We start from the raw sequence: 21,854 nt of genomic DNA on the forward strand, positions 1-21,854 counted from the left end.
TTCATGTCATTTTAAGTGGTTCAAAATCAATTCATACTTTGTAACGGCAGAAGCACGGCAACTGTTGGGTGCGCCTAAACTTGCCGGCATGGCAACACGTTTTACCTTAGTTAGCGTATGAGTGAGCAGAAACCTGACACTTTATCCCTGATGAGCTTTCTTTACAACGCACTCCCCGAAGACTTTGACGAGCACCTCGAAACCAAAAACCTACTGCTGCGCCCTTACCAGGACGGAGACGAGCGCGACTTCATGCGTTTGCTGCAGGAGAACATGGCATACCTGAGCCCTGCTTTTCCGGGCCGGCTGTCGCGTGTGCGTGTTTTGGATGATGCCCGCTCGCAGGTGCAGCAGCTGCGCACCGACTGGGACAACCGCCGCACGTTTGAGTTTGGGGTATGGCAGAAGCAGGATAATCATTACATCGGCGATATTGCCCTGAAGAACCTGGACCGCTCTGTTCCCAAAGCCGAGGTAGGTTTATACTTTGATGGCTGGCCTGCCACCCGGCAGCTGGCGCAGGAGGCGTTGGATGAGGTGATTCGTTTCGCATTCGGTCCCCTGGGCCTGAACAAAGTATACCTGCGCTGCACCACTGCCAACGAGAGCTACGGTTCCCTGGCAGAGAGCTGCGGGTTTATGAAGGAAGGCGTGCTGCGCTGCGACCACCGCGGCGCCGACTCGGATGAGCTGCTGGACCTGACCTACTACGGCCTCACCCGCCAGGATTTTGAGAGCAAGCAGCAACAGCAGGCCGCAAATTCTACGGCGGTTGTGTAGGTTTTTAGCACTGTAGTGCCGGGTCAACCACCCCTGCCCCTCAGAGCTGCGCTCGCTACCTTCGAACTCACGTTCTCGGTAGTCCAAGGAGGGGAGTCTGTAGTTACTGATTCTGAAGTATAAGTTTCATAGCCCTCTTTCACGCGCGGACAGGTCGCGACCTGTCCCTACAAAATATAAACCCACCCCAGCCCCTCCGAAGAGGGGAATTATTAGCAGACGATTACACCCCTATGGTCCCCTCAAGGGGACAGTTATACTTGTTGCATAGCAAGGGCAGCAGCTATCGAACTTGTTCCCAGCCTTTGGGTTGAGCGCCTTGTAGATTTCTGGTGCCCGTCAAGGGCATTGCGACCGAAGGGTAGCAAAATAAATGTACACCGAGCGATACCCTTATCGAGGGCCCCTTCCCCCAAGGCGAGGCCTCCCGGCCTGGGAGGGCACCAAAGCCAGAGATGCAACAGTAGCTTATTTAAGTCTGGAGGAGGAACGGTGGCTAGCATGAATAGCTTAGTTCAAATGGAAGGAAGCAGCGGCTATGAAGTATAGCCAAAGTATAAGTATGGCTTTTCCAGCCAGTCGAGTTACAAACCCGACACCGTAGTTAGGCACGAGTTACAAACTCGCGCCAGCGACGGGGATGGAAGTATAGCCCAAGGATAAAATCCTGTAAATCCTTTCATCCTGTAAATCCTGATTCAGACAAGTATAAAGTATAAACCTACTTCTATCCTCTCCATGTCTTCAGACAGCTATATTTTATACTTACCGCTTCGGCTTTGCCAGGAAAAAATCAGTGTTAAAAGCCAGGTAGAAGCCGCTGGAGAACTCCAGTTTGGGATTGTTGAAGTCCCAGAGCGGCTCCAGGCGCAGCGTTAGGTTCAGGTTCTCTACCAGCTCAATATCCTTCATCAACCGAAGTATAAGCAGTTCCCGCTCCTCCTCCAGGTAATCAGGGTGCTTAAAAGTAGTGGAGGCCGATTGGTATAGCTTGCCACCCAGCTCACTAATGTAGCCATCCCCGCGCCAGTAGCTCAGCATCACATCCTGGTATTTGGTGTCGGCCCCGATGTTGAAGTATAAACCGTGGCCCTGCTCGTAAGGCAGCTGCAGCTCGTTGGAGAAATCCTTAAAGCCCACCACATAATTTTTGGTATAGAGGCGGTGCAGCACCCGGCGGCTATACTTCTTCTCCAGTTCCAGGCCTATGGCGGCGTTGGCTACGGTGGTTAGCGGCAGTTCGGAGGCGTCTATCTGGCCGCCCTTGTGCTGGGCCGTGAACTGCACGGGCAGCGTTAAGTATAAACTATCGGTCAGGTTGGTGCGCCCCTCTTGTCCCAGCAAAAGTATAGCCATTGCCGCGCCGCCGTTCACCTGCTCCAGTTCGTTCTCTCCACGGTACAACATGTTTACCCAGTCGGCCCAGGCATCTACGCGGAAGCGGCTGGTTTGCAGCTTGTACTGGATGCCGTTTTCCAGCCGGTTAAGTATAAGCCGCTCAAAATCGTAGAGGGGTTCGATGTAGCCGTGGTTCAGGTTGCCCTCGAGCGTGCCGAAGAGCAGTTGCCAGTTTTGCCGCTGCACTTTAATCGTAAAGGTCGGGAGGATGTCCTCGTAGCCGGACGCGCCGAAGTCTTTCCAGAGCAGCGCGCCCGCTTCTATCACCAGGTTTTCGGTGGGCTGGTAGCTCAGCTTGGGGTTAAGCTGATAGCCAAACAGCGTATAGCCGTCGGCGATTTTGTTGAAGTACTCGTTATTTTTCAGGAAACCCAGCGCCTGCACCTGCATCCTAATATTTTTAGCATTTTGCTCCCGTACCTGCACCTGCTGCATCAGTGCCCGGTTGTTTAGCTGCGCCTTGGCAAGGGGACTTACAATCAACAAAATCAGCAGAAAAAAAACTTTTAGCAGGCGCATAAAAAAGCAGTAAGTATGGCACAAAAACAGGTGGAGCTATGTTATAATCAGACGGCAGCAATCAGCTAAAAAAATTAGCAAATTACTTGAAAACTATTTTGAAGATTGGTGCCGATTTAGTAATTTCACCTTCAATATAAAGCTAATTAAGAAAACACACATGAGCGTAAGCAACGAAAAACTGAAGGCCCTGCAGCTGACCATGGACAAGCTCGACAAAACATACGGCAAAGGCACCGTTATGAAGCTGAGCGACAACAAGGTCGAGGACATTCCGGCCATCTCCACTGGTTCACTGGGCCTGGATATTGCGTTGGGTATCGGCGGTTTGCCACGCGGCCGTGTCGTAGAGATCTACGGTCCTGAATCTTCTGGTAAAACCACGCTTACTTTGCACTGCATTGCAGAAGCACAGAAAAAAGGCGGCCTGGCGGCATTTATCGACGCTGAGCACGCATTCGACAGAATATACGCCCAGAAACTGGGAATCGACACAGAAAACCTGCTGATTTCTCAGCCAGACAACGGGGAGCAGGCGCTTGAAATCGCCGACCACCTGATCCGCTCTGGTGCTATTGATATTATTGTGATTGACTCCGTGGCCGCCCTCGTGCCGAAAGGCGAACTGGAAGGCGACATGGGCGACAGCAAGATGGGTCTGCAAGCACGCTTGATGTCTCAGGCACTGCGTAAGCTGACCGGTACCATCAACAAAACCGGCTGTACCTGTATCTTCATCAACCAGCTGCGCGAGAAGATTGGTGTGATGTTCGGCAACCCGGAAACGACCACTGGCGGTAATGCCCTGAAGTTCTATGCCTCTGTGCGTCTGGATATCCGCCGTGTAGGCCAGATTAAAGAGAGCGCCGACAACATTACCGGTAACCGTACCCGTGTGAAGGTAGTGAAGAACAAGGTAGCCCCTCCTTTCAAAGTGGTGGAGTTCGACATCATGTATGGCGAAGGCATCTCTAAAGTAGGCGAGGTACTGGACCTGGGCGTGGAGCTGGGCATCGTGCAGAAGTCCGGTTCGTGGTTCTCTTACAACGGCGACAAGCTGGGCCAGGGCCGCGACGGCGTGAAGCAGATCCTGCAGGACAACCCGGAGCTGATGGAAGAGATCGAAAACAAGATCAGAGCTATCGTAAAAGGCGAGCCGGAGAAAGTTGCCGCCGCCCTCGACGACTCAGCCGCAGCTGCAGCCGAGGCCGAGTGAACTTTATTTCCCGACCTGAAGTAAAAAAAGGTGCTACCCCGGTAGCACCTTTTTTATTTAAAATCAGTTGAATAGCTAAAGGAGATTCTATAATTTAAGCCTTGGCAAAGTTGGTACAGAACTTGATTATAGGTATGTATTGATACTGAAACCAAAAGGAAGGCACTTATGATGAAGAAGTTTTTCCCGGCACTCATTCTACTTTCGATCGTACTTTTTGGCTTTGCCACCAAGGACCGCATGCGATCCCACCCCAACGAGAGCTTTAGCACCGGAGAGGTATTGAAGTATAAGGTGCACTACGGCCCTATTACGGCGGCAGAGGCCGTGATCGACATTTCACCGGAGATACACACCGTAAACGACCGCGCCTGTTACAAGGCCACTGTTTATGGCAGAACCAATAGCTCTTTTGACCTCTTTATTAGAGTGCGCGATACCTGGCAATCCTACATAGATACGGCCGCTATTGTGCCGCAGCGCTCGTTTAGAAACATTGAGGAGGGCAACTACCGCAAGCGCGAGACAGTGCATTTCGACCATTTCGCCAACAAGGCGCATGTAGAGAAAAAGAAGAAATCTAAGAAGGTAGAGAAGCAGACCTACAAGATAACCGATAACGTGCAGGACATCGTGAGCGGCTTTTACTACCTGCGCACCCTCGATTTTAACAAGATGCGCGTGGGCGAAAAAGTATATGTGCAGGGCTTCTTCGATGAGGAGCACTTTAACATGGAGGTAGAGTTTAAAGGACGTGAGGTAGTAAGCACCAAAGCAGGCAACATCAGGGCCATTAAACTGGTGCCTCGCATGCCGGAGAACAAAATGTTCAAAGGCGAGAACTCCATCACCGTGTACCTGTCAGACGACCAGAACAAGATACCGGTGCTCATACAGGCAGAGATGTTTGTTGGCTCGGTTAAAGTAAATCTCTACGATTATAAAAACCTGAAGAACGAGCTGATGTTAGCCCGGAAATAAGTATAAAAGCCAGCGGCGGCTGGCTTTTATACTTTCCCTGCGCACTGTATAATATGCAAGGCACTGAATGCTGGTCTTTTAGAAGTATGGACCAACCCAAAGTTAAGAGAATGTTACCGGCAGGTTATACTTTTGTTACGTCATCCCTTCTTGCTACAAGGAATGGTATCTTTGCATAGAGAACGGCAACAGCCATTCGATACACAGCGCGTTGACCGGCGCAGGTGTAGCCTGACGCATATAACCAAAGACTCTATACCGTGCAAACAGCATCGCATTACAAAGTTCTTGTAGTAGACGACGATTCAGACATCGTGGAACTGCTGCAGTATAACCTCACCCGCGAAGGGTATGAGGTGAGCACTGCCGACAACGGGAAGAAGGCCGTTGAGATGGCCAAACAAATAAAACCAGACATTATCCTGCTGGACGTGATGATGCCGGTGATGGATGGCATCACGGCCTGCCGCCAGCTGCGCGAGCAGGAGGAGTTCCGCCAGACGCACATCATCTTCCTGACGGCCCGCTCCGAGGAGTTCTCGGAAGTTGCCGCCTTTGAGGCCGGTGCCGACGACTTTATCACCAAGCCCATAAAGCCCCGCGCCCTGCTTAGCCGCCTGGCAGCCTTTGCCCGCCGCGAGGCGCAACTGGAAGGCCAGGACAAGGTAATCGAGGCAGGCGACCTGAAAATAGACCGCACCAGTTTTGCCGTTTACAAAGGCGATGAGAAAATCACGCTGCCTAAGAAGGAGTTTGAGCTGCTGGCCTTTCTGGCTGCCACGCCTAACAAGGTGTTCACGCGCGAGGAACTGCTGAGCAACATCTGGGGCAACGACGTGTATGTAATTGCCCGTACGGTGGATGTGCATGTGCGCAAAGTGCGGGAGAAGGTAGGCGAGGGAAACATAAAGACCATCAAGGGTGTTGGCTATAAGTTTAACACCGACTAATACATGAACCTGAACTCGCGTACGCTTGCTCTCTTAACATCATTGGCGGTAGCTCTTGTGCTCACCGCCTTTCTTGCTTTAGCCAGCTCGTTCTCCTCCAAGGGGTTTATGATAGCGCTGGTGATTGTATTTGTCTGCTGCTTTGTGCTCCTGCACTTCTCTTACGAAGCGCTGGTTTTCCGGGAGGTAAAGAACGTTTACTCCAGCCTGGAGAAACTGAAGCGGCAGGATTTTAAGAAAGTGGAGAGCCGCTCTACCTTCGCCGCCGACCCACTGAAGAAGATAAAGGACGAAATTTACCTGATAGCCGAGCGAAAGCAGCAGGAGATTGATGAGCTGAAGAACCTGCAGATGATGCGCAGCGAGTTTCTGGCCGACGTATCGCATGAGCTGAAAACACCCATATTCGCAGCCCAGGGCTTTATCCATACTTTACTGGATGGCGCTGTGGACGACCCCAACGTGCGCGACAAATTTCTGGAGAAGGCAGCCCGCAGCCTGGACGGCCTTGATGCGCTGGTGCAGGACCTGATAAGCATCTCGCAACTGGAGAAGGGCGTGGTGAAGATGGCCAAGCGCAACTTTGACGTAGCCCAGCTGGCGCGCGATGTGGCCGAGCAACTGGAGCTGAAGGCGGTACAGCAGGAAATCACGATACACGTGGAGGCCACTGAGCCCATCATGCTCTTCGCCGACCCTAACCGCATCCGCCAGGTGTTCACGAACCTCATCGACAACGCCATCAAGTATGGCCGCAGGGGCGGCAACATTTGGGTCATGTTCGACGAGGGCAAGAAAAAGTATACCATCACGGTGAAAGACGACGGAAAAGGTATAGCCCAGGAGCATATCAACCGCATCTTCGAGCGCTTCTACCGCATAGACAAAAGCCGCACCCGCGACACCACCAGCACGGGCCTTGGCCTTTCCATCTGCAAGCATATCATTGAGGCGCACCGCTCGTTCATAGCCGTAAAAAGCGAGGTGGACAAAGGCACCACCCTTCGATTTAAGCTCCTGAAAGCGAAATAGGTTTTCGTTATTCGTGTGGTAAAACCGCTAACCTTGCTTGTGGCACCTGTAGCTATACTTTGGTAGAAGTATAGCGGCGCCACTAACAACGAGTATCGCTGGCAATCAACCAACCACTATTATCCGTATCTTTGCAGGATGCACGGCCGCAATTGGTGGCTGCGCCCGAACAAAGTATAAAGCGCATGAAGTACCCGGTTTTTGAAGACCTGATTATATTTGAGAACGAAGATTACGTAGTGGTGAACAAGCCGCCGTTTCTGGCCACGCTGGAAGACCGCACGCCTAACACGACCAACCTGTTAAAGCTGGCCCGCCAGTATAACCCGGACCTGCAGGCCTGCCACCGTCTGGACAAGGACACCTCCGGTTGCCTGGTGCTGGCCAAGAACCCGGAGGCCTACCGCAACCTGGCCATGCAGTTCGAGTCGCGGGAAGTATACAAAGTATACCATGCCGTGGTGTGGGGCACGCACAAGTTTGAGGATGAACTCGTGAGCCGCGCCATTTTGTCCAACGCCAAGGGGGTGGCCAAGCTATCACCACAGGGCAAACCCGCCGAGACCTACTTTAACACCCTGGAGAACTATGCCCGCCATACGTTGGTGGAGTGCCTTCCGGTAACAGGCCGACTGCACCAGATACGCGTGCACCTGGCCTTCCTGAATGCCCCCATTGTGGGGGATTCGTTGTACGGAGGCGAGCAGGTATACCTGAGCAGCCTGAAGCGCGGTTTTAACCTGAAAAAGAACACAGAGGAACTCCCCCTGATCAAGCGCTTTGCGCTGCACTCGTTCAACATTGGCTTTGTGCTGCCCAACGGAGAGCCGGTTAAAATTGAGGCCCCATATCCGAAGGACTTCGGTGTGCTGGTAAAGCAGCTGCGCGCGCATTAGGCTTAGACAAAAGAGATAAAAGACAAAGGATTTTTTGACAAAGGACAAAAGAAGTATGGATAGCCTGCTTCTTTTGTCCTTTTATACTTTAAGTGTCGGTTCAGGCATGTTATCCTAGATAAGATTTCTTGACCTACCATTGCTCCATGGACGTTTTATACTTCTATGCTTTTCCAAAGTATTTTTCCAAAGTATAAAGCCCACTCTTCGGAAGTATGAAGTTTCCTAGTCTTTTGTCCTTTGTCAAAAAATCCTTTGTCCGAAAGTCCTTTGCCAGAACCTCAGCTCACCCGCAGCACAATCTTGCCGATGTTCTTGTTCTGCTCCATGTAGCGGTGCGCTTCGGCTGCATCCTGCCAATCGTATACAGAGTCTATTACCGGCTTGAGTTTGCCCTCCTTAAACAGCGGCAATGCAAAGCGGCTCATGTCTTCGGTTAGTTTTATCTGGTAGTCCTTGGTGCGGGAGCGGAGCGTGGAGCCGATTACCTGCAGGCGCTTACTCAGGATTTTACGCAAATCCACCTCCTCTACCTTACCGCCACCCAGGCTGGCAAGTATAACCAGTCTACCATCCAGGCGCAGGCAGTCGAGGTTCTGGTTGAAGTATGGCCCGGCGATGAAGTCTACGATTACGTCTACGCCCTCGCTGTTTGTATAGGCCAGTACTTCATCCTCGAAAGGCACTTCTTTGTAGTTAATGGCTTTGTGTGCTCCCAAGTCAAGGCAGGCCTGTATTTTTTGCTCGGATGCCGTTACCAGCACCTCGGCCTTAAGCGCCCGCGCCAGTTGTATGGCTGCCGTGCCCACCCCGCTGGCACCGGCATGTATCAGGGCGCGCTCCCCGGACTGCAGCTTACCCAGCCACGCAAGCGCCTGCCACGCCGTCAGGAACACTTCGGGTATGGCGGCGGCCTCTTCCATACTTAGGTTCTCCGGCACCGGCATCGCCATGGCTTCGTCTATCACCGCATACTCGGCATAACCGCCACCGGGCAGCAGGCCAAATACCTTATCTCCCTTTTTATACTTGGTGCAGTTGATGCCTGCCTCCACCACCTCACCTGCCATTTCGAGCCCCAGCAACGAACTGGCCCCTTTGGGCGGCGGGTACTTGCCCTGCCGTTGGAGGGTATCGGCACGGTTAAGAGCAGTGGCGTGTACTTTTACCAGCAGTTCGTTCGGGTTGGGCAGGGGCTGCTCGTGCTCTCCAAGTATAAGTTGCTCCGGCCCGCCCGGCTGTTTTACAAGTATGGCTTTCATGGATGATCAGTTTAGTTGTAAGACTGCAAAGGTCACGATAGTAATAACTGTAAGCTACCGCTAAAGTTACGGGCGCTTTCCTGGTTTTCATTTCACGCTCGCTTTCAGCATTTTATTCAGGATGTGTTGCATATCAAAGAAATAGCTTCTATCTTTGTGTCCATTTTCCAAGAACCGAAAGTTCAAAATAAAAATAAATAAATCGCTTACAACCACTAAAAATGGATCATTTAAGTTATAAGACCCTTACTGTCAATAAGAAGACAGCCAACAAAGGCTGGGTGATTATTGATGCTGGGCAAGGAAGCTTGGGTCGTGTGGCATCTGAGATTGCCAAGATCCTGAAAGGCAAGCACAAGCCTTCGTACACTCCTTTCGCTGACTGCGGCGACAACGTGATCGTAATCAACGCTGATGACACACGTTTCACAGGCCGTAAGTGGGATCAGAAGTACTACCTGTCGCACACTGGTTACCCAGGCGGTCAGAAGAGGACTTCTCCACGTGAGCTTAAGGCTAAATCATCTACGCTGCTTGTTGAGCGCGCTGTTCGTGGCATGTTGCCTAAAAACAGACTGGGCCGCGAGCTGTTCCGTAATCTTCATGTTTTTGCAGGAAGCGAGCATCCATATGCAGCTCAGCAGCCTAAAGAATTAACCCTCAACATCTAATTAATTAATGGAAGTTATCAATACATCTGGTAGAAGAAAAACCTCGGTGGCTCGTATCTACATGACGGCCGGGCAAGGGAATATCACTATTAACGGTAAAGATATCAAGGCATACTTCCCTAACGAAGTACTGCAGACGATTGTGAATCAGCCGTTTCAAACCTTAGAAGCTATTGGCAAGTACGATGTGGTTGCCAACCTGAAAGGTGGTGGTGTAAGCGGCCAGGCTGAAGCACTCAGACTTGCTATCTCTAAAGCACTGGTAGTAGAAAACGCCGAGACTAAATCAGCCCTGAAGAAAGAGGGCTTCATCACGCGTGACCCACGCATGGTAGAGCGTAAGAAGTTCGGTAAGCGCAAAGCTCGTCGTTCATTCCAGTTCAGCAAACGTTAATATTAAAGGTGTATCAACAACATGGCAAGTACTAATTATAAAGAATTGCTTGAGGCAGGTGTTCACTTTGGCCACCTTACCCGCAAGTGGGACCCGAAGATGGCTCCGTACATCTTCATGGAGAAGAACGGTATCCACATCATTGACCTGAACAAAACGCTGGTTGCGCTGGATGAGGCTGCTGCCGCCATCAAGAACATCGCGAAGTCTGGTCGTAAAATCCTTTTTGTAGCTACTAAGAAGCAAGCGCAGGAAATCGTGGCAGAAGAGGCTCGTCGCCTGAAGATGCCTTACGTAACTGAGCGTTGGTTGGGTGGTATGCTTACAAACTTCGCTACAGTGCGTAAGTCTCTGAAGAAAATGTCTACCATCGACAAGATGATGAAAGACCCAGAGCAGTCTAAAGCACTGGCTAAGCGCGAGAAGCTGATGCTGTCTCGCGAGCGTGAGAAACTGGATCGTGTACTGGGCGGTATCGCCGACCTGTCTCGCCTGCCAGCTGCGCTGTTCATCGTGGACGTAAAGCGTGAGCACATCGCGGTAAAAGAGGCTCAGAAACTGAACCTGCCAATCTTCGCTGTTTGCGACACGAACTCTAACCCAGAGCTGGTGGATTTCCCAATCCCTGCCAACGACGACGCTTCTAAGTCTGTGTCCCTAATCGTTTCGATCATCGGTAAGGCTATTGAAGAAGGTCTGTCTGAGCGCAAAGTGGACAAGGAAGAGACTGAGCGCAAGCGTTCTGAGGAAGAAGGCATTAAGGCGAAGCAGGAAGCTGACGAGCAATAATCCCTGATTTATATTGCACTATATCAAACTGAACATTGGGCACGCTGCGCTTCAATGTTCAGTTTGTTTTAGGGGATTAGGAAGTGACAAAAGAAATTTTGACAAAGGACAAAAGACTTTATACTTCAAATCCTTTATACATAATTCTTAATTATTAATTCGTACTTCATAATTATATAATCATGGCTATTACAGCACAAGACGTTAACAAACTCCGCCAGGAAACCGGAGCTGGTATGATGGACTGCAAGAAGGCGCTTACTGAAGCTAACGGCGACTTTGAGGCAGCTAAAGATATTCTTCGTAAGCAAGGCCAGAAAATTGCCAGCAAGCGTGCTGACAATGCTACTTCTGAAGGTATCGTGCTGACGCACGTAAGCGAAGACGGCAAAAACGGTAAAGTGATTGCCCTGGCTTGCGAAACTGAGCCTGTTTCTAAAGTAGCTGACTTCCAGAACCTGGCTAAGGCTGCCCTGGAGACTGCTGTTTCTACAAACGCCGCTACTAAAGAAGAATTGCTGGCTGCTCCTCAGGCTGATGGCCGCTCACTGCAGGACCACATCACTGACCTGATGGGTAAAATCGGTGAGAAAATTGACGTTGTTTCTTACGAGACAGTTTCTGCTGAGCAAGTTGTTAACTACAACCACTCTAACGGCAAACTGGGTGTGCTGGTAGGCCTTGTAAACACTGGCGGTGCCAACGTAGAAGAGGTTGGTAAGGACGTAGCGATGCAGATTGCTGCCATGAACCCAATCGCGGTTGATAAAGACGGCGTTGATTCTGCTACTGTAGAGCGTGAAATCGAGGTTGGTAAAGAGCAGGCACGTGCCGAAGGCAAGCCAGAGCAAATGCTGGAGAAGATTGCCATGGGTAAACTGAACAAGTTCTACAAAGACAACACCCTGCTGAACCAGGACTTCGTGAAAGACCCATCCCTGTCTGTTGCCAAAGTACTTGACAACACTAGCAAAGGTCTGACAGTTAGCGACTTCAAGCGCGTAGCTATCGCTTAATTGCTGCTGAAAGTATAAACAAAAAAAGCCCGCCGTAAGGTGGGCTTTTTTTGTTTATCAAAGTATAATCTGTTGGTTTGTAGTAGAGTGCTACTTCACTTGTTCATACCAAAGCCCGGGGCCATCGCACGCCCACCAGGAACTTTGAAGCCCATCTTTATGCACCATTAAGGTTTCTTTCAGGCCAGCAGCATCACAACTACCTATAATGGTATTAAGTGACTGGTAAGTGAGTTCAAGGTACTGTTCTCCGGCAGTACTGTGGTAGGTATAAACGCCGGTAGCGGCAGTAGTTTCATCTCCCTTTTGCCTCACCTTAGAAAAACTACCATCGGGGTTAAGCACATAATGCTCCTGCCAAGGCATGTCCGCCCCTTTCTGCACGGAGTTGCGAATTTGACCGGACATTTGAACGAGCTGCCACTTTTGGGCCTGCTTGATATTACTTAAGGCTTGATGCGTACTCTCCTCACGGTTCATTGAATCGAGTTCGTCTTTTTGGCTGCATGAAAACAGGATTAGCACCAATAAAGGGAGCAACAGTAGCTTGTTCATCTGTCTAAACGTTAGGTTGTTGGTTCATTTTAAAACATGACCCTAAAGCCTGTCCATCCGTTGCATCGGATAAAGTAAATTTATCTTCACCCATTCCGCCTCATCGTACTCACAAAAGCATCGCGCATGTCCACAAAGCGGTTCACGACGGCCTCGATAAACTCTTCGTCTATCAGGGCTTTTACTCCTTCGTCGCCCATTACCTCGGTTTCCTCTATCTTATAAATCTGCTCCAGGTTGGCCTTCTCCAGTTTCAGGATATACTTGCCGTTGTAGGAGTGCAGCGTGATCTTCACGTGCGGGTTTGGTATGTCAGCTACTACTCTCATAGTTTAATGGTGTTGATAGTATAAATTACAAAGTATAGAATTGGGCAAGTATAAACCTTCCCCTCTTGGGCTACAAATAGGACACAAGTATAACCTACCTTCTCTCCCGCGAGCTTTCAGCTCGTGGTTATCCATAGCCGCAAGCTTTCAGCTTGCGGGAGCCGCTCTTTATACTTTCGCCAGTTGAAAACTGGCCCCATAATAGCTCCAAGTTGAAAACTTGAAGCAGCAATGGACTTGTGTCCTAAGCGTAAGCCCCTCCGGTGAAGTGAACTTGCAGTGTAGTCTTTTGTCCTTTGTCAAAAAATTCCTTTGTCAGGCAACTAAGCTTCTTCCTCAATCTCGATGCCCATGAGTTGCATAAGTTTGCTGGCGTTAAAGCTGCGGCAGAGGCCGGGCGTGAGCCTGTAATCGAAGCGAATCTCGTTGCCGATGATGTCGCTGTTGAAGCTGTAGTTTTCTACGCTGCCCTGCAGTTCCTGTTCCATGGCACCAAGCTCCAGGTCGTGGGTGGAGATGAGGCCAGAGGCATTGCGCTTGTGCAACTGCCGTATCAGCGACATGGCCCCAATGTGACGGTCGCGGGAGTTGGTGCCTTTGAGTATCTCATCCAACAGGTAGAAAACCGGCTGCCCTTGCTCCGTCAACTCCAGCAGCACGCGCAGGCGCTTCAGTTCGGCGTAAAACGAGGAAGTGTTCTCAGCCAGGTTGTCGGCCGTGCGCATGGCGGTGTATACTTGCGCCGGCGTCACCGTCATATCTCGGGCACATACCGGGGCACCCATCAGCGCCAGCACCATGTTGATGCCCACCGTGCGCAGAAATGTCGTTTTACCTGACATATTCGAACCCGTGATGACAATCGTATGGCCCGTGCCCTGCATCTGAAAATCGTTGGCAACAGGCTCGACCGAGAAAATGAGCGGGTGCGCCAACTCCGTGGCCTGGTACAGGAAAGGGACTTGGCTGAGTTGTGGCACAGCAAAATGCGGGTGCGCATGCTGGAAGGCTGCCATACTTGCCAAGGCCTCAACCTCGGCCAATACCTCCAGGCTGTGCTCCAGTTGCTGCAGGTGCTGCGCCTTCCAACGCTCCAGGCGGTACATCCACACAAAGTCCCACATCAGCATGGCATTCAGGAAAAAGGCCATCAGGGTGCTAAGCCGGTAGGAGAAGAAATCGATGATGTTGGCGAGCTTGTTTATACTTTCAGATGACCGCGTGCCGGACTTTGTGAGCTCCCGGTGCAGCGCCTGGAGCAAAGGCGTGTCGAACTGGTGCTGCTCTATGTGCTGCAGCTGTTTGGTGTAGCTACGCATGGCCTCATAAATGCCGATGCTCTTCTCATAATACTCGTCGCGCTCCGCAGTGAACCGGTTTGCCAACAGGTACTGCACCAGCAACAACCCAACCGCTATCCAGCCGCTAAGGCCATAGAACCAGCCGGCAATGGCTGCCAGTGTAAGTATAGGAAGTATAAACAGCAGCGGTTTCAGCCAGCCGTGCTGCCGGAAAAAGGCCTTATCCTTAAACCAACCTATAAAACCTGCTGCCGATTCCGCATCGTGTTTGTAGTGCATGGGCAGGGCCACCAGCTCTTGCAGCCAATCCAGCTTTTTGCCGGAGGCTAACTCGGCCACGGCCGCTTGCCGCTGCAGCACTTCCTGCGGGGCCGCCGCCTTACGCAGCCAGGTGGCCAGTTTATACATGCCAATGCTGGTAACAGAGCGGTTTAAAAGCTGGAAAAGCGAGTTGTGCCCGAAAATATCGAGGTCGGAAGTATAGGGGTGATGGTCATCCACGAACTCCTGGCCGCTATCGAAGTTTTTAAGCTTGCCCTGCAGCCGCTCCACCTCCTGCTCGTTTACCTGACGCAGCAGGCGCAGTTGCTGGTGCCGGAAGTTGAGGCGGCTGTGCCAGCGCATCACAAGTATAAAAAGGGCATAGAAGCCAAGTATGGCCAGCGTACCGCCGGTGGTATTATCTGCCTTAAAGAGAAAATAGGCCAGCACCGCGCCCGCCACAAACACCCCCACCCGCAGCCAGGAAACGGCGCTGGAAGTGGAGGCTGCTTTATTCTCCTGCTCGGCAAAGGCCGAAGCTCTTTCTAAGTATAAACGCTCTCTGCTTTCGCTCACCATCTGTTTTTTTAGTCCTGTTTATACTTGTTAGTCAATCATGGCAATGCACTTCAGCTCGATAGCAATGGGCGTGGGCAGCTTGTTTACCTCCACGGTGGTACGGCACGGCTGATTGTCTTTGAAGTACTCGGCATAAATCCGGTTATAGGTGGCAAAGTCGTCCTTCATGTTCGTCAGGAACACGGTCACGTCCACCAAACTGTCCCAACCAGAGCCGGCGTCCTCCAGGATGTACTTCACGTTCTGGAACACAGACCGGCACTGGGTTTCTATATCGTAGCTCAGGATGTTGCCCTGCTCGTCCAACTCCACGCCGGGTATCTTTTTGGTACCGCGCTCCCGTGGCCCCACCCCCGACAGAAACAGCAGGTTGCCTACGCGCCGTGCGTGCGGGTACAGCCCCACCGGCTCCGGGGCCTTGCTTGAGTTTAGTAGATCTTTATTAGTTGCCATAGCCAAATATACTTATTAATGAACAGGGATTCTATAGCCGTCTGAAAACAGAAAAAGCCGGCGGTCGCCAGCTCTTTCCTTCACCTTAAACAAACTATTCTAACGTCTTTTGCTCTATTTTATAAACCTTACATCGCCGTACTTGGAGATGATGCTTACCTCTGCCTTGGACGCGGTGTTGCCATACTTGCCCTTATACTCTGCCGAGGTATAGTCCTTTTCCAGGGAGGTGATAGTAATCAACGACTTATCTACGTTAAAGTTACCGAACTGTACATTCACGTCGAAGTTGAAGGCTGAATCATCAGCAAAACGCAAGCTAAGGGGAGAAAAACCGGAGTTCAGGGAAATCTTACGCACGTTGTTGCTGATATTGTCTACATTAAAGGAGCCATACTGCACCTTCATGTCGATGGCTTCCTGCAGGTTGCCGATGCTGAAGTCGCTGAACTTGGAGGAGCCTTGTAGCCCGCTCGCCTCCCCCACCTTCATGTTGCCATAGGCCACGCTGATGTTTCCGCCTTTTATATAGTTACAGTTGCCAGACCCGTACGCCAGTTTGATGGTATTCCCCTGGTTAGCCAGTCTGTCGCATTTCAGCGCGCCATACTTTACATCAATCTCGGCCTTGCCCTTCATCGAAGCCAGGTACACATCGCCGAACTGGTTCTTAATGGAGATGGCGTTTTCAGTAGGCATGTAGATGGTATAGTTTATCTCCAGGCTCTTGGTGTGCTTGCCGCTAATGTTCATCGGCGCTTTCTGGGTCCGGAAAACGTAGGCGTTCCCCTCGCGGCTTTCCTGGATGTTCACGCTGTTAAGTATGGCCTGCGCCCTGTCGTCAGTGGCGGCGCGGGCAATTACATCCACCTTTACCTGTATTTCTTTTTTATCCCAGGTGTTTACATGCACCTTGCCCCATTGGTTATCAATCTTCAGGGCGTCGGAACTGCTTACCTTAAAGGTTTTGTCGATGGTTTTGCGCTTCTCCGCGTCGAAGGCCATGGCCTCCTCGGTGGCATGGTTGCCGGTTTGGTCCACGATGACGATGTCTTGCAGTTCAGCCAGCTCTGCCAAATCAGCTAAATCAGCCAAGTTGGATAAATCAGGTATGCTCTCCAGCACAGCCAGCTGCGTTAGTTCCGTGAGGCTCTCCAAATCCAGGTCCTCCATCACCTGCAGCCCCGACAGGTTCACCGTTACATCCGAACAGGGTGCCTGGTCTTTTGCCTGACCTGTAGCCAGCATAGGTGCCAGCAACAGCACCACCATGAGGCGTAGATAATTATACATTTGAGGTATCATTTGTTTGTTGTTTTAGGTTGGTCTCCTTGTTTATTTTCTGCAGGCGCTGCAGCACCTCCAGTTGGCGGTTCAGCACTCTAACCCGTATTCCCAGGTTCTGAACCATGGCGTTTACAATTTCTTCGGTATTAGGAGATGTATAGAGTTGTTGCTTTAGGACGGTGTAGCTACTGTCGAGGCGGGCCAGTTCTTTGTCTATTACCTGCTGCTCATCCAGGCCCAGCACTTTCAGGTCATACTCGCTCAGCTCAGATTTCTTTTCCTCGATCTGGCTCACGTAGTACGCCTCTATCTCAGGCAGTTCGGGGGCAATGGCGCCCACCTCCGGCACTTCGGTAGTTATACTTTCTGAGGATGCGAGCGTGTAGGCCGACTCAGGGGTTTGCTGCTTCATCAGGAAGATGGTTAGTCCGCAGCCCAGTAGCAGCACGATGGCCGCCGCCACACGCATAAAGAAGTAGTCTGCGCTAAAGCTGGCACGGTCGCCGAAGGAGAATTTAATTACTTTAGCCTCTTTTTCGGGTGATTTCTGGGGCAGGTCCTGGCAGATTTGCTGCCATAGTTCCGTCCGGGGCTCAAAAACGTCGAACTCCTCGCGGTGGTCCTGTACAAATTTTTCTAGTCTATCTTTCATGGTAAAGCTCCGTCATACGTTTTTGTCTTAATTAAACCCTAAGCCACAAACTGAGGCTCTTTCATTATCTCGAGTAGCTTCTTGCGCGCCCGGCTGTACTGCGATTTAGAGGTAGACTCGGAGATACCCAGCACCTCCCCTATCTCGGCATGGTCATAGCCTTCCAGCAAGTATAAACTCAACACTACACGGTAACCGTCGGGCAGCTTTTGGATGGCGCGGCGCACCTGCTCCACCTGCCACTCCGACTCATCCTCATTCACTTCGTCTGCCATGTCAGCCACGGCGCGCTCATCCATCGGCACCAGCTCGGATCGGCGCTTGCGCACGGCATTAATGGCCGCATTGATGACAATCTTCTTCAGCCAGCTGCCGAAGCTCGCCTCCGCTTTGTAGCTGTGCAGGTTCTTGAAGGCGCTTACAAAGGCCTCCTGCAGCACGTCCTCCGCCTCCGCGTAATCATTGGTGATGCGCATGCTCACGTTAAACATGGCCTTGGAGTAAAGTTTATACAACTCATACTGCGCGCGATGGTCTCCGCTAATGCAGCGTTGCACCACCCCCTGGTTCACATCCTGATAGCTAAGTTTCTCCAATGTTTTTACTACTTAACCGGTTTCGTCGCGCTTACTCCTTGTATTTATACTTCCATCCGCCTCTTCCTAATCTCTGCACTAAAGACACGCCTGTCTATCCGAAGTTGCATATAGGTTACAAATATTTTCAGAAATTTTTCGTTAGGCGCCTTTATCCACACTATCCACACCCCTATGTGGATAATGTTTAGACATCGTTATCTGACTCACCCTCTTTTATTTATACTTTACGAAGTAAGATAACACAGGAAGCGAATGCCTCTTTTATTAATTTCTGCTTGCCATACAGCCAGTATAAACATGGGTTTTCCACATATCCACATACTTCTTATTCACAATTGTGGATAAGTATGCTTTATACTTGGGATGAGGTGGGAGATAAAAAGTGCAAGTATGGAGAAGGCAATGGCGGGAGGTAACAAGACTGTGCATGAAATGTAAAGAACTCGTCGCAAAGACAGTATAAACACCTCAAAAATGAGTAATCTATACTTTATCCGTCACAGCCATACTTTATGCACAAGTATAAACACAAAAACGCCGGCCCTTTGGTAGAGCCGGCGTTTTATACTTTGTCTAAGTCAGGATTTTCTGCTGCTAGAGCTTAAACTGAAAATCCTGGCAATCCTTACATCCTAAAAATCCTAGTCCATGATGTCGAACTTGATGCCCTGGGCCAGTGGCATCTCACGGCTGTAGTTGATGGTGTTCGTCTGGCGGCGCATGTAAATTCTCCAGGCGTCGGAACCGGACTCGCGGCCACCGCCCGTGTCTTTCTCCCCGCCAAAGGCACCACCAATCTCCGCACCGGACGTGCCGATATTCACGTTGGCAATGCCGCAGTCGGAACCCCAGTGGCTCAGGAAAGCCTCTGTCTCCAGCAGGTTGGTAGAGAAAATGGAGGATGACAGGCCCTGCTTCACGCCGTTCTGCAGCTCGATGGCGTTCTCCACGTCGCCGCTATACTTTATCAGGTACAGAATTGGTGCAAATGTCTCTTCCTGCACCAGCTCGTAGTGGTTTTCTGCCTCTACAATGGCCGGCTTCACATAAGTGCCCGTCTCGTAGCCACTGCCGTTGAGTATTTCGCCGCCTATCAGCAGCTTGCCTCCCTCCTGCTGTACTTTCTCCAGGGCAGCGGTAAAGGCATCCACCGCAGTCTTGTCAATCAGCGGCCCCACCAGCGTGGTGCTGTCCAGTGGATGGCCGATGGGCAGGTTGGCGTATACTTTCAGCAGGCGCTCTTTCAGCTGCTCATACACGTTCTCGTTCACAATAATGCGGCGCGTGGACGTGCAGCGCTGGCCGCAGGTACCCACCGCACCAAATACAATCGCCCGCAGCGCCATTTCCAGGTCCGCGTGCTCTGTCACGATGATGGCGTTGTTGCCACCCAGCTCCAGCAGCGATTTGCCCAGGCGGGCGCCCACTGCCTCGCCTACTTTCTTGCCCATGCGCGTAGAGCCCGTGGCCGATACCAGTGGCACCCGCGTGTCGTGGCTCATCAGGCTGCCAATCTCCGCATCCCCGATTATCAGGTTAAATATACCTTCCGGCAACTCATTTTCGGCCAGCACCTCCCGTATGATATGCTGACAGGCAATGGCTGCCAGCGGGGTTTTCTCAGACGGCTTCCATACTACCACGTCGCCGCAAACGGCGGCCAGCATGGCGTTCCAGCTCCAAACCGCCACCGGGAAGTTGAAGGCCGAAATTACGCCCACCACGCCCAGCGGGTGGTACTGCTCGTACATGCGGTGCTGCGGGCGCTCAGAGTGCATGGTATAGCCGTGCAGCTGGCGCGACAAGCCGACAGCGAAGTCGCAGATGTCGATCATCTCCTGCACCTCGCCAAGGCCTTCCTGTAGGATTTTGCCCATTTCGTAGCTTACCAGCTTGCCCAGGGCCTCTTTGTGCTGGCGCAGCTTCTCCCCTATCTGGCGTACAATCTCGCCGCGCTTGGGGGCCGGCACCTTGCGCCATACCTTAAAAGCCTCCTGGGCGGTTTTAATCACGTGGTCGTAATCCTCGGCAGTGGCCATGTTTACCGAGGCAATGGTATTGCCATCGGCCGGGGAATTGATGGTGCGCGTGGTACGCCCTTCGTGTCCGCCCCAGGCAAGGCCGGTGCTGTAAGCAGGGTTCACTTCTTTTATACCAAGCTGGTGCAGTACATCCGATACTTCTTTTACCAGCGGGGCTGCGTCTATGGTTTGCTTCATGGTTTTATTCCTCTTATATCTTTTTATCAGGCTCTTATACAAAGCTAAAAAATAAAAAAGCTTCTGCAAGGCTGCAGAAGCTTTCTCTTTATAGGGTTACGGTTTCTTAACCTTTTCCGATTGGGTAATAGGCTTTCAGGCCATCCGGGTAAACACCTTCGATGTAAACCACGCCACCTTCAAAGTTTTTCAGGTACTTCTCTACATCGGCCGGCTCGTTCACTTCATACCGGTCGATGCGGGTGATGATAAAGCCGTCTTTCATACCCGTGTCGCTGAACTTGCTGTCGCCCACCCCTTTGATTTTGGCACCGCCGGTTATACCCAGCTTGCTCATTTCCTGTCTGCTCACCGGCTCAAAAGTGGCTCCGTCAAACGTTACAGCTTTGGCATTGCTGCGCTTCACCAGCTCGGTGCTGTTGTTCAGATTCTTCAGCGTCACATTGGTATTTCTGTTCTTGCCGTCACGCAGATAGGAGATCTTCACCTTGTCGCCAGGGCGGTAGCGGGCTATCTGCTCCAGCAACTGCGACGACTTGGCCACCTTCACATCGTTTACGGCGGTAATCACGTCTCCAGCCTTCAGACCGGCCTCTTCGGCGCCACTGCTTGCCTGTACTTCCGCAATGTATACTCCGTCCAGTGTTTTAAGGCCTTTTTCTTTGGCAAACGTCGCGTCAATTTCCTGGATAGAGGCACCCAGCAAGGCTCGCTGTACTTCGCCATACTTCAGCAGGTCGTCTACCACCTTGCTTACAATAGAGGAAGGCACGGCAAAAGAATAACCGGCAAAAGAACCTGTTTGGGAAGCAATGGCGGTGTTGATGCCTACCAGATCACCATTCAGGTTTACCAGCGCGCCACCCGAGTTACCCGGGTTCACGGCGGCATCCGTTTGGATAAACGACTCGATGCTCATGTCGCGGTTGGCGCTGGTGCGCAGGATGTTGATGTTACGGCCTTTGGCGCTCACGATACCGGCCGTTACGGTCGAGGTCAGGTTCATGGGGTTACCCACGGCCAGCACCCACTCGCCTACCTGCAGTTCATCGGAGTTACCGTAGCGGATGGTGGGCAGGTTATCTGCGTTAATTTTCAGCAGGGCAATATCGGTGGTCGGGTCGGCTCCTACCAGGGTGGCCTCAAACTTACGCTTGTCATCCATCACCACCTCAATCTTGTCGGCTCTGTCGATAACGTGGTTGTTGGTAACGATGTAGCCGTTAGAGGCGACAATCACGCCGGAGCCGGAGCCAATCTGCGGGCTGCGCGGCACGCTTCTGCCAAAGCCGTCACCAAAGAACTCGCGCAGGAAGGGGTCCATTGGGCTGCTGTAACGCTCGGAGGAGCGCACGCTATACTCCGTCATCACGTGCACCACGGCAGGCGTGGACACCTGCGCTGCCTTTATAAAATTCAGCCCTTCGGGCACTATCACATTGCTGCTGCGCATGTCGCTGGTATAGCGAACGGTGGGATACTGTTGCTGATCGGTCTGTACTACTTTGTCGTCTTCCAACAGTTTGTAGCTGCCAACAGCTACACCGCCGCCTAACACGGCCGAAAGCGCAACGCCAAGTATAAACTGTTTCGTCTTCATATGTTGATTTTAAAACTTTACTATATATAAATTCTTTAATGGTATGCCTGCTGAAATGCTAACGCCCTACTTGTATACGATAGTATACCCACTACGCGCCAGCCATTTTCACTAT

Annotated in this window: 21 protein-coding genes; 10 read left to right on the forward strand and 11 right to left on the reverse strand. The window is 51.5% G+C overall.

Features of this window, described 5'->3' with window-relative positions; all coding sequences use genetic code 11:
- Positions 1-117: 117 nt before the first annotated feature.
- A complete protein-coding gene (locus tag C8N40_RS15285; protein ID WP_245905146.1) occupies positions 118-780 on the forward strand; it encodes a GNAT family N-acetyltransferase in 663 nt (220 codons plus the stop codon).
- Positions 781-1,545: 765 nt separating this feature from the next.
- Here C8N40_RS15285 and C8N40_RS15290 read toward each other — a convergent pair.
- Positions 1,546-2,697, reverse strand: coding sequence for a hypothetical protein (locus C8N40_RS15290; protein ID WP_245905147.1), 1,152 nt, complete (start codon positions 2,695-2,697; stop codon positions 1,546-1,548).
- A gap of 160 nt (positions 2,698-2,857) precedes the next feature.
- On the opposite strand from C8N40_RS15290, the gene recA reads away from it, so the two are divergent.
- The 5 genes from recA to C8N40_RS15315 all read left to right on the forward strand — a co-directional run bounded on the left by recA (position 2,858) and on the right by C8N40_RS15315 (position 7,772).
- Entirely contained in the window at positions 2,858-3,913 is a 1,056-nt protein-coding gene (recA, locus tag C8N40_RS15295; RefSeq protein ID WP_108212724.1) for a recombinase RecA, read from the forward strand.
- A gap of 168 nt (positions 3,914-4,081) precedes the next feature.
- The gene (locus tag C8N40_RS15300; protein WP_245905148.1) at positions 4,082-4,894 is read left to right on the forward strand and encodes a DUF3108 domain-containing protein; all 813 of its coding nucleotides are present in this window, start codon (positions 4,082-4,084) and stop codon (positions 4,892-4,894) included.
- Positions 4,895-5,154: 260 nt separating this feature from the next.
- Entirely contained in the window at positions 5,155-5,844 is a 690-nt protein-coding gene (locus C8N40_RS15305) for a response regulator transcription factor (RefSeq protein WP_108212725.1), read from the forward strand.
- A 3-nt stretch (positions 5,845-5,847) separates the two neighbouring features.
- Positions 5,848-6,876 (forward strand): sensor histidine kinase, encoded by a 1,029-nt coding sequence (locus C8N40_RS15310; protein WP_108212726.1) that lies wholly within the window; start codon positions 5,848-5,850, stop codon positions 6,874-6,876.
- A 185-nt stretch (positions 6,877-7,061) separates the two neighbouring features.
- Positions 7,062-7,772 (forward strand): RluA family pseudouridine synthase, encoded by a 711-nt coding sequence (locus C8N40_RS15315; RefSeq protein ID WP_092102177.1) that lies wholly within the window; start codon positions 7,062-7,064, stop codon positions 7,770-7,772.
- A 281-nt stretch (positions 7,773-8,053) separates the two neighbouring features.
- Here C8N40_RS15315 and C8N40_RS15320 read toward each other — a convergent pair whose 3' ends face one another.
- The gene (locus tag C8N40_RS15320; protein ID WP_108212727.1) at positions 8,054-9,034 is read right to left on the reverse strand and encodes an NAD(P)H-quinone oxidoreductase; all 981 of its coding nucleotides are present in this window, start codon (positions 9,032-9,034) and stop codon (positions 8,054-8,056) included.
- Positions 9,035-9,255: 221 nt separating this feature from the next.
- On the opposite strand from C8N40_RS15320, the gene rplM reads away from it, so the two are divergent.
- From rplM to tsf, 4 genes are all read left to right on the forward strand, one after another.
- A complete protein-coding gene (gene rplM, locus C8N40_RS15325; RefSeq protein ID WP_108212728.1) occupies positions 9,256-9,705 on the forward strand; it encodes a 50S ribosomal protein L13 in 450 nt (149 codons plus the stop codon).
- A gap of 7 nt (positions 9,706-9,712) precedes the next feature.
- Entirely contained in the window at positions 9,713-10,099 is a 387-nt protein-coding gene (gene rpsI / locus C8N40_RS15330) for a 30S ribosomal protein S9 (protein ID WP_108212729.1), read from the forward strand.
- 21 nt (positions 10,100-10,120) lie between these two features.
- Positions 10,121-10,888 carry a 30S ribosomal protein S2 gene (gene rpsB / locus C8N40_RS15335; RefSeq protein ID WP_108212730.1) on the forward strand — a complete coding sequence of 256 codons (768 nt, stop codon included), beginning with the start codon at positions 10,121-10,123 and terminating at the stop codon, positions 10,886-10,888.
- Positions 10,889-11,070: 182 nt separating this feature from the next.
- Positions 11,071-11,904 carry a translation elongation factor Ts gene (gene tsf, locus C8N40_RS15340; RefSeq protein WP_108212731.1) on the forward strand — a complete coding sequence of 278 codons (834 nt, stop codon included), beginning with the start codon at positions 11,071-11,073 and terminating at the stop codon, positions 11,902-11,904.
- A 90-nt stretch (positions 11,905-11,994) separates the two neighbouring features.
- On the opposite strand, the gene C8N40_RS15345 is transcribed toward tsf, so the two are convergent.
- The 9 genes from C8N40_RS15345 to C8N40_RS15385 form a co-directional block, all read right to left on the reverse strand.
- Positions 11,995-12,459, reverse strand: a complete 465-nt coding sequence (locus C8N40_RS15345) for a hypothetical protein (RefSeq protein ID WP_108212732.1) — start codon at positions 12,457-12,459, stop codon at positions 11,995-11,997.
- Between the two features lie 86 nt (positions 12,460-12,545).
- Complete coding sequence (locus C8N40_RS15350; RefSeq protein ID WP_108212733.1) at positions 12,546-12,788, reverse strand: hypothetical protein; 243 nt, start codon at positions 12,786-12,788, stop codon at positions 12,546-12,548.
- 323 nt (positions 12,789-13,111) lie between these two features.
- Positions 13,112-14,929, reverse strand: coding sequence for a MutS-related protein (locus C8N40_RS15355; RefSeq protein WP_108212734.1), 1,818 nt, complete (start codon positions 14,927-14,929; stop codon positions 13,112-13,114).
- A gap of 27 nt (positions 14,930-14,956) precedes the next feature.
- Complete coding sequence (locus C8N40_RS15360) at positions 14,957-15,382, reverse strand: RidA family protein (protein WP_108212735.1); 426 nt, start codon at positions 15,380-15,382, stop codon at positions 14,957-14,959.
- Positions 15,383-15,496: 114 nt separating this feature from the next.
- A complete protein-coding gene (locus C8N40_RS15365) occupies positions 15,497-16,675 on the reverse strand; it encodes a hypothetical protein (RefSeq protein ID WP_245905149.1) in 1,179 nt (392 codons plus the stop codon).
- Positions 16,668-17,321 carry a hypothetical protein gene (locus C8N40_RS15370; protein WP_108212736.1) on the reverse strand — a complete coding sequence of 218 codons (654 nt, stop codon included), beginning with the start codon at positions 17,319-17,321 and terminating at the stop codon, positions 16,668-16,670. Before C8N40_RS15370 ends, C8N40_RS15365 begins: the two co-directional genes overlap by 8 nt.
- A gap of 38 nt (positions 17,322-17,359) precedes the next feature.
- Positions 17,360-17,917 carry an RNA polymerase sigma factor gene (locus C8N40_RS15375; protein ID WP_108212737.1) on the reverse strand — a complete coding sequence of 186 codons (558 nt, stop codon included), beginning with the start codon at positions 17,915-17,917 and terminating at the stop codon, positions 17,360-17,362.
- 644 nt (positions 17,918-18,561) lie between these two features.
- On the reverse strand, positions 18,562-20,139 hold the full coding sequence (gene amaB / locus C8N40_RS15380; protein ID WP_108212909.1) for an L-piperidine-6-carboxylate dehydrogenase: 1,578 nt from the start codon (positions 20,137-20,139) through the stop codon (positions 18,562-18,564).
- A 106-nt stretch (positions 20,140-20,245) separates the two neighbouring features.
- Entirely contained in the window at positions 20,246-21,739 is a 1,494-nt protein-coding gene (locus C8N40_RS15385; protein ID WP_108212738.1) for a Do family serine endopeptidase, read from the reverse strand.
- Positions 21,740-21,854 lie beyond the last annotated feature (115 nt).

The sequence above is a fragment of the Pontibacter mucosus genome (assembly GCF_003054055.1).
Lineage (GTDB): Bacteria > Bacteroidota > Bacteroidia > Cytophagales > Hymenobacteraceae > Pontibacter > Pontibacter mucosus.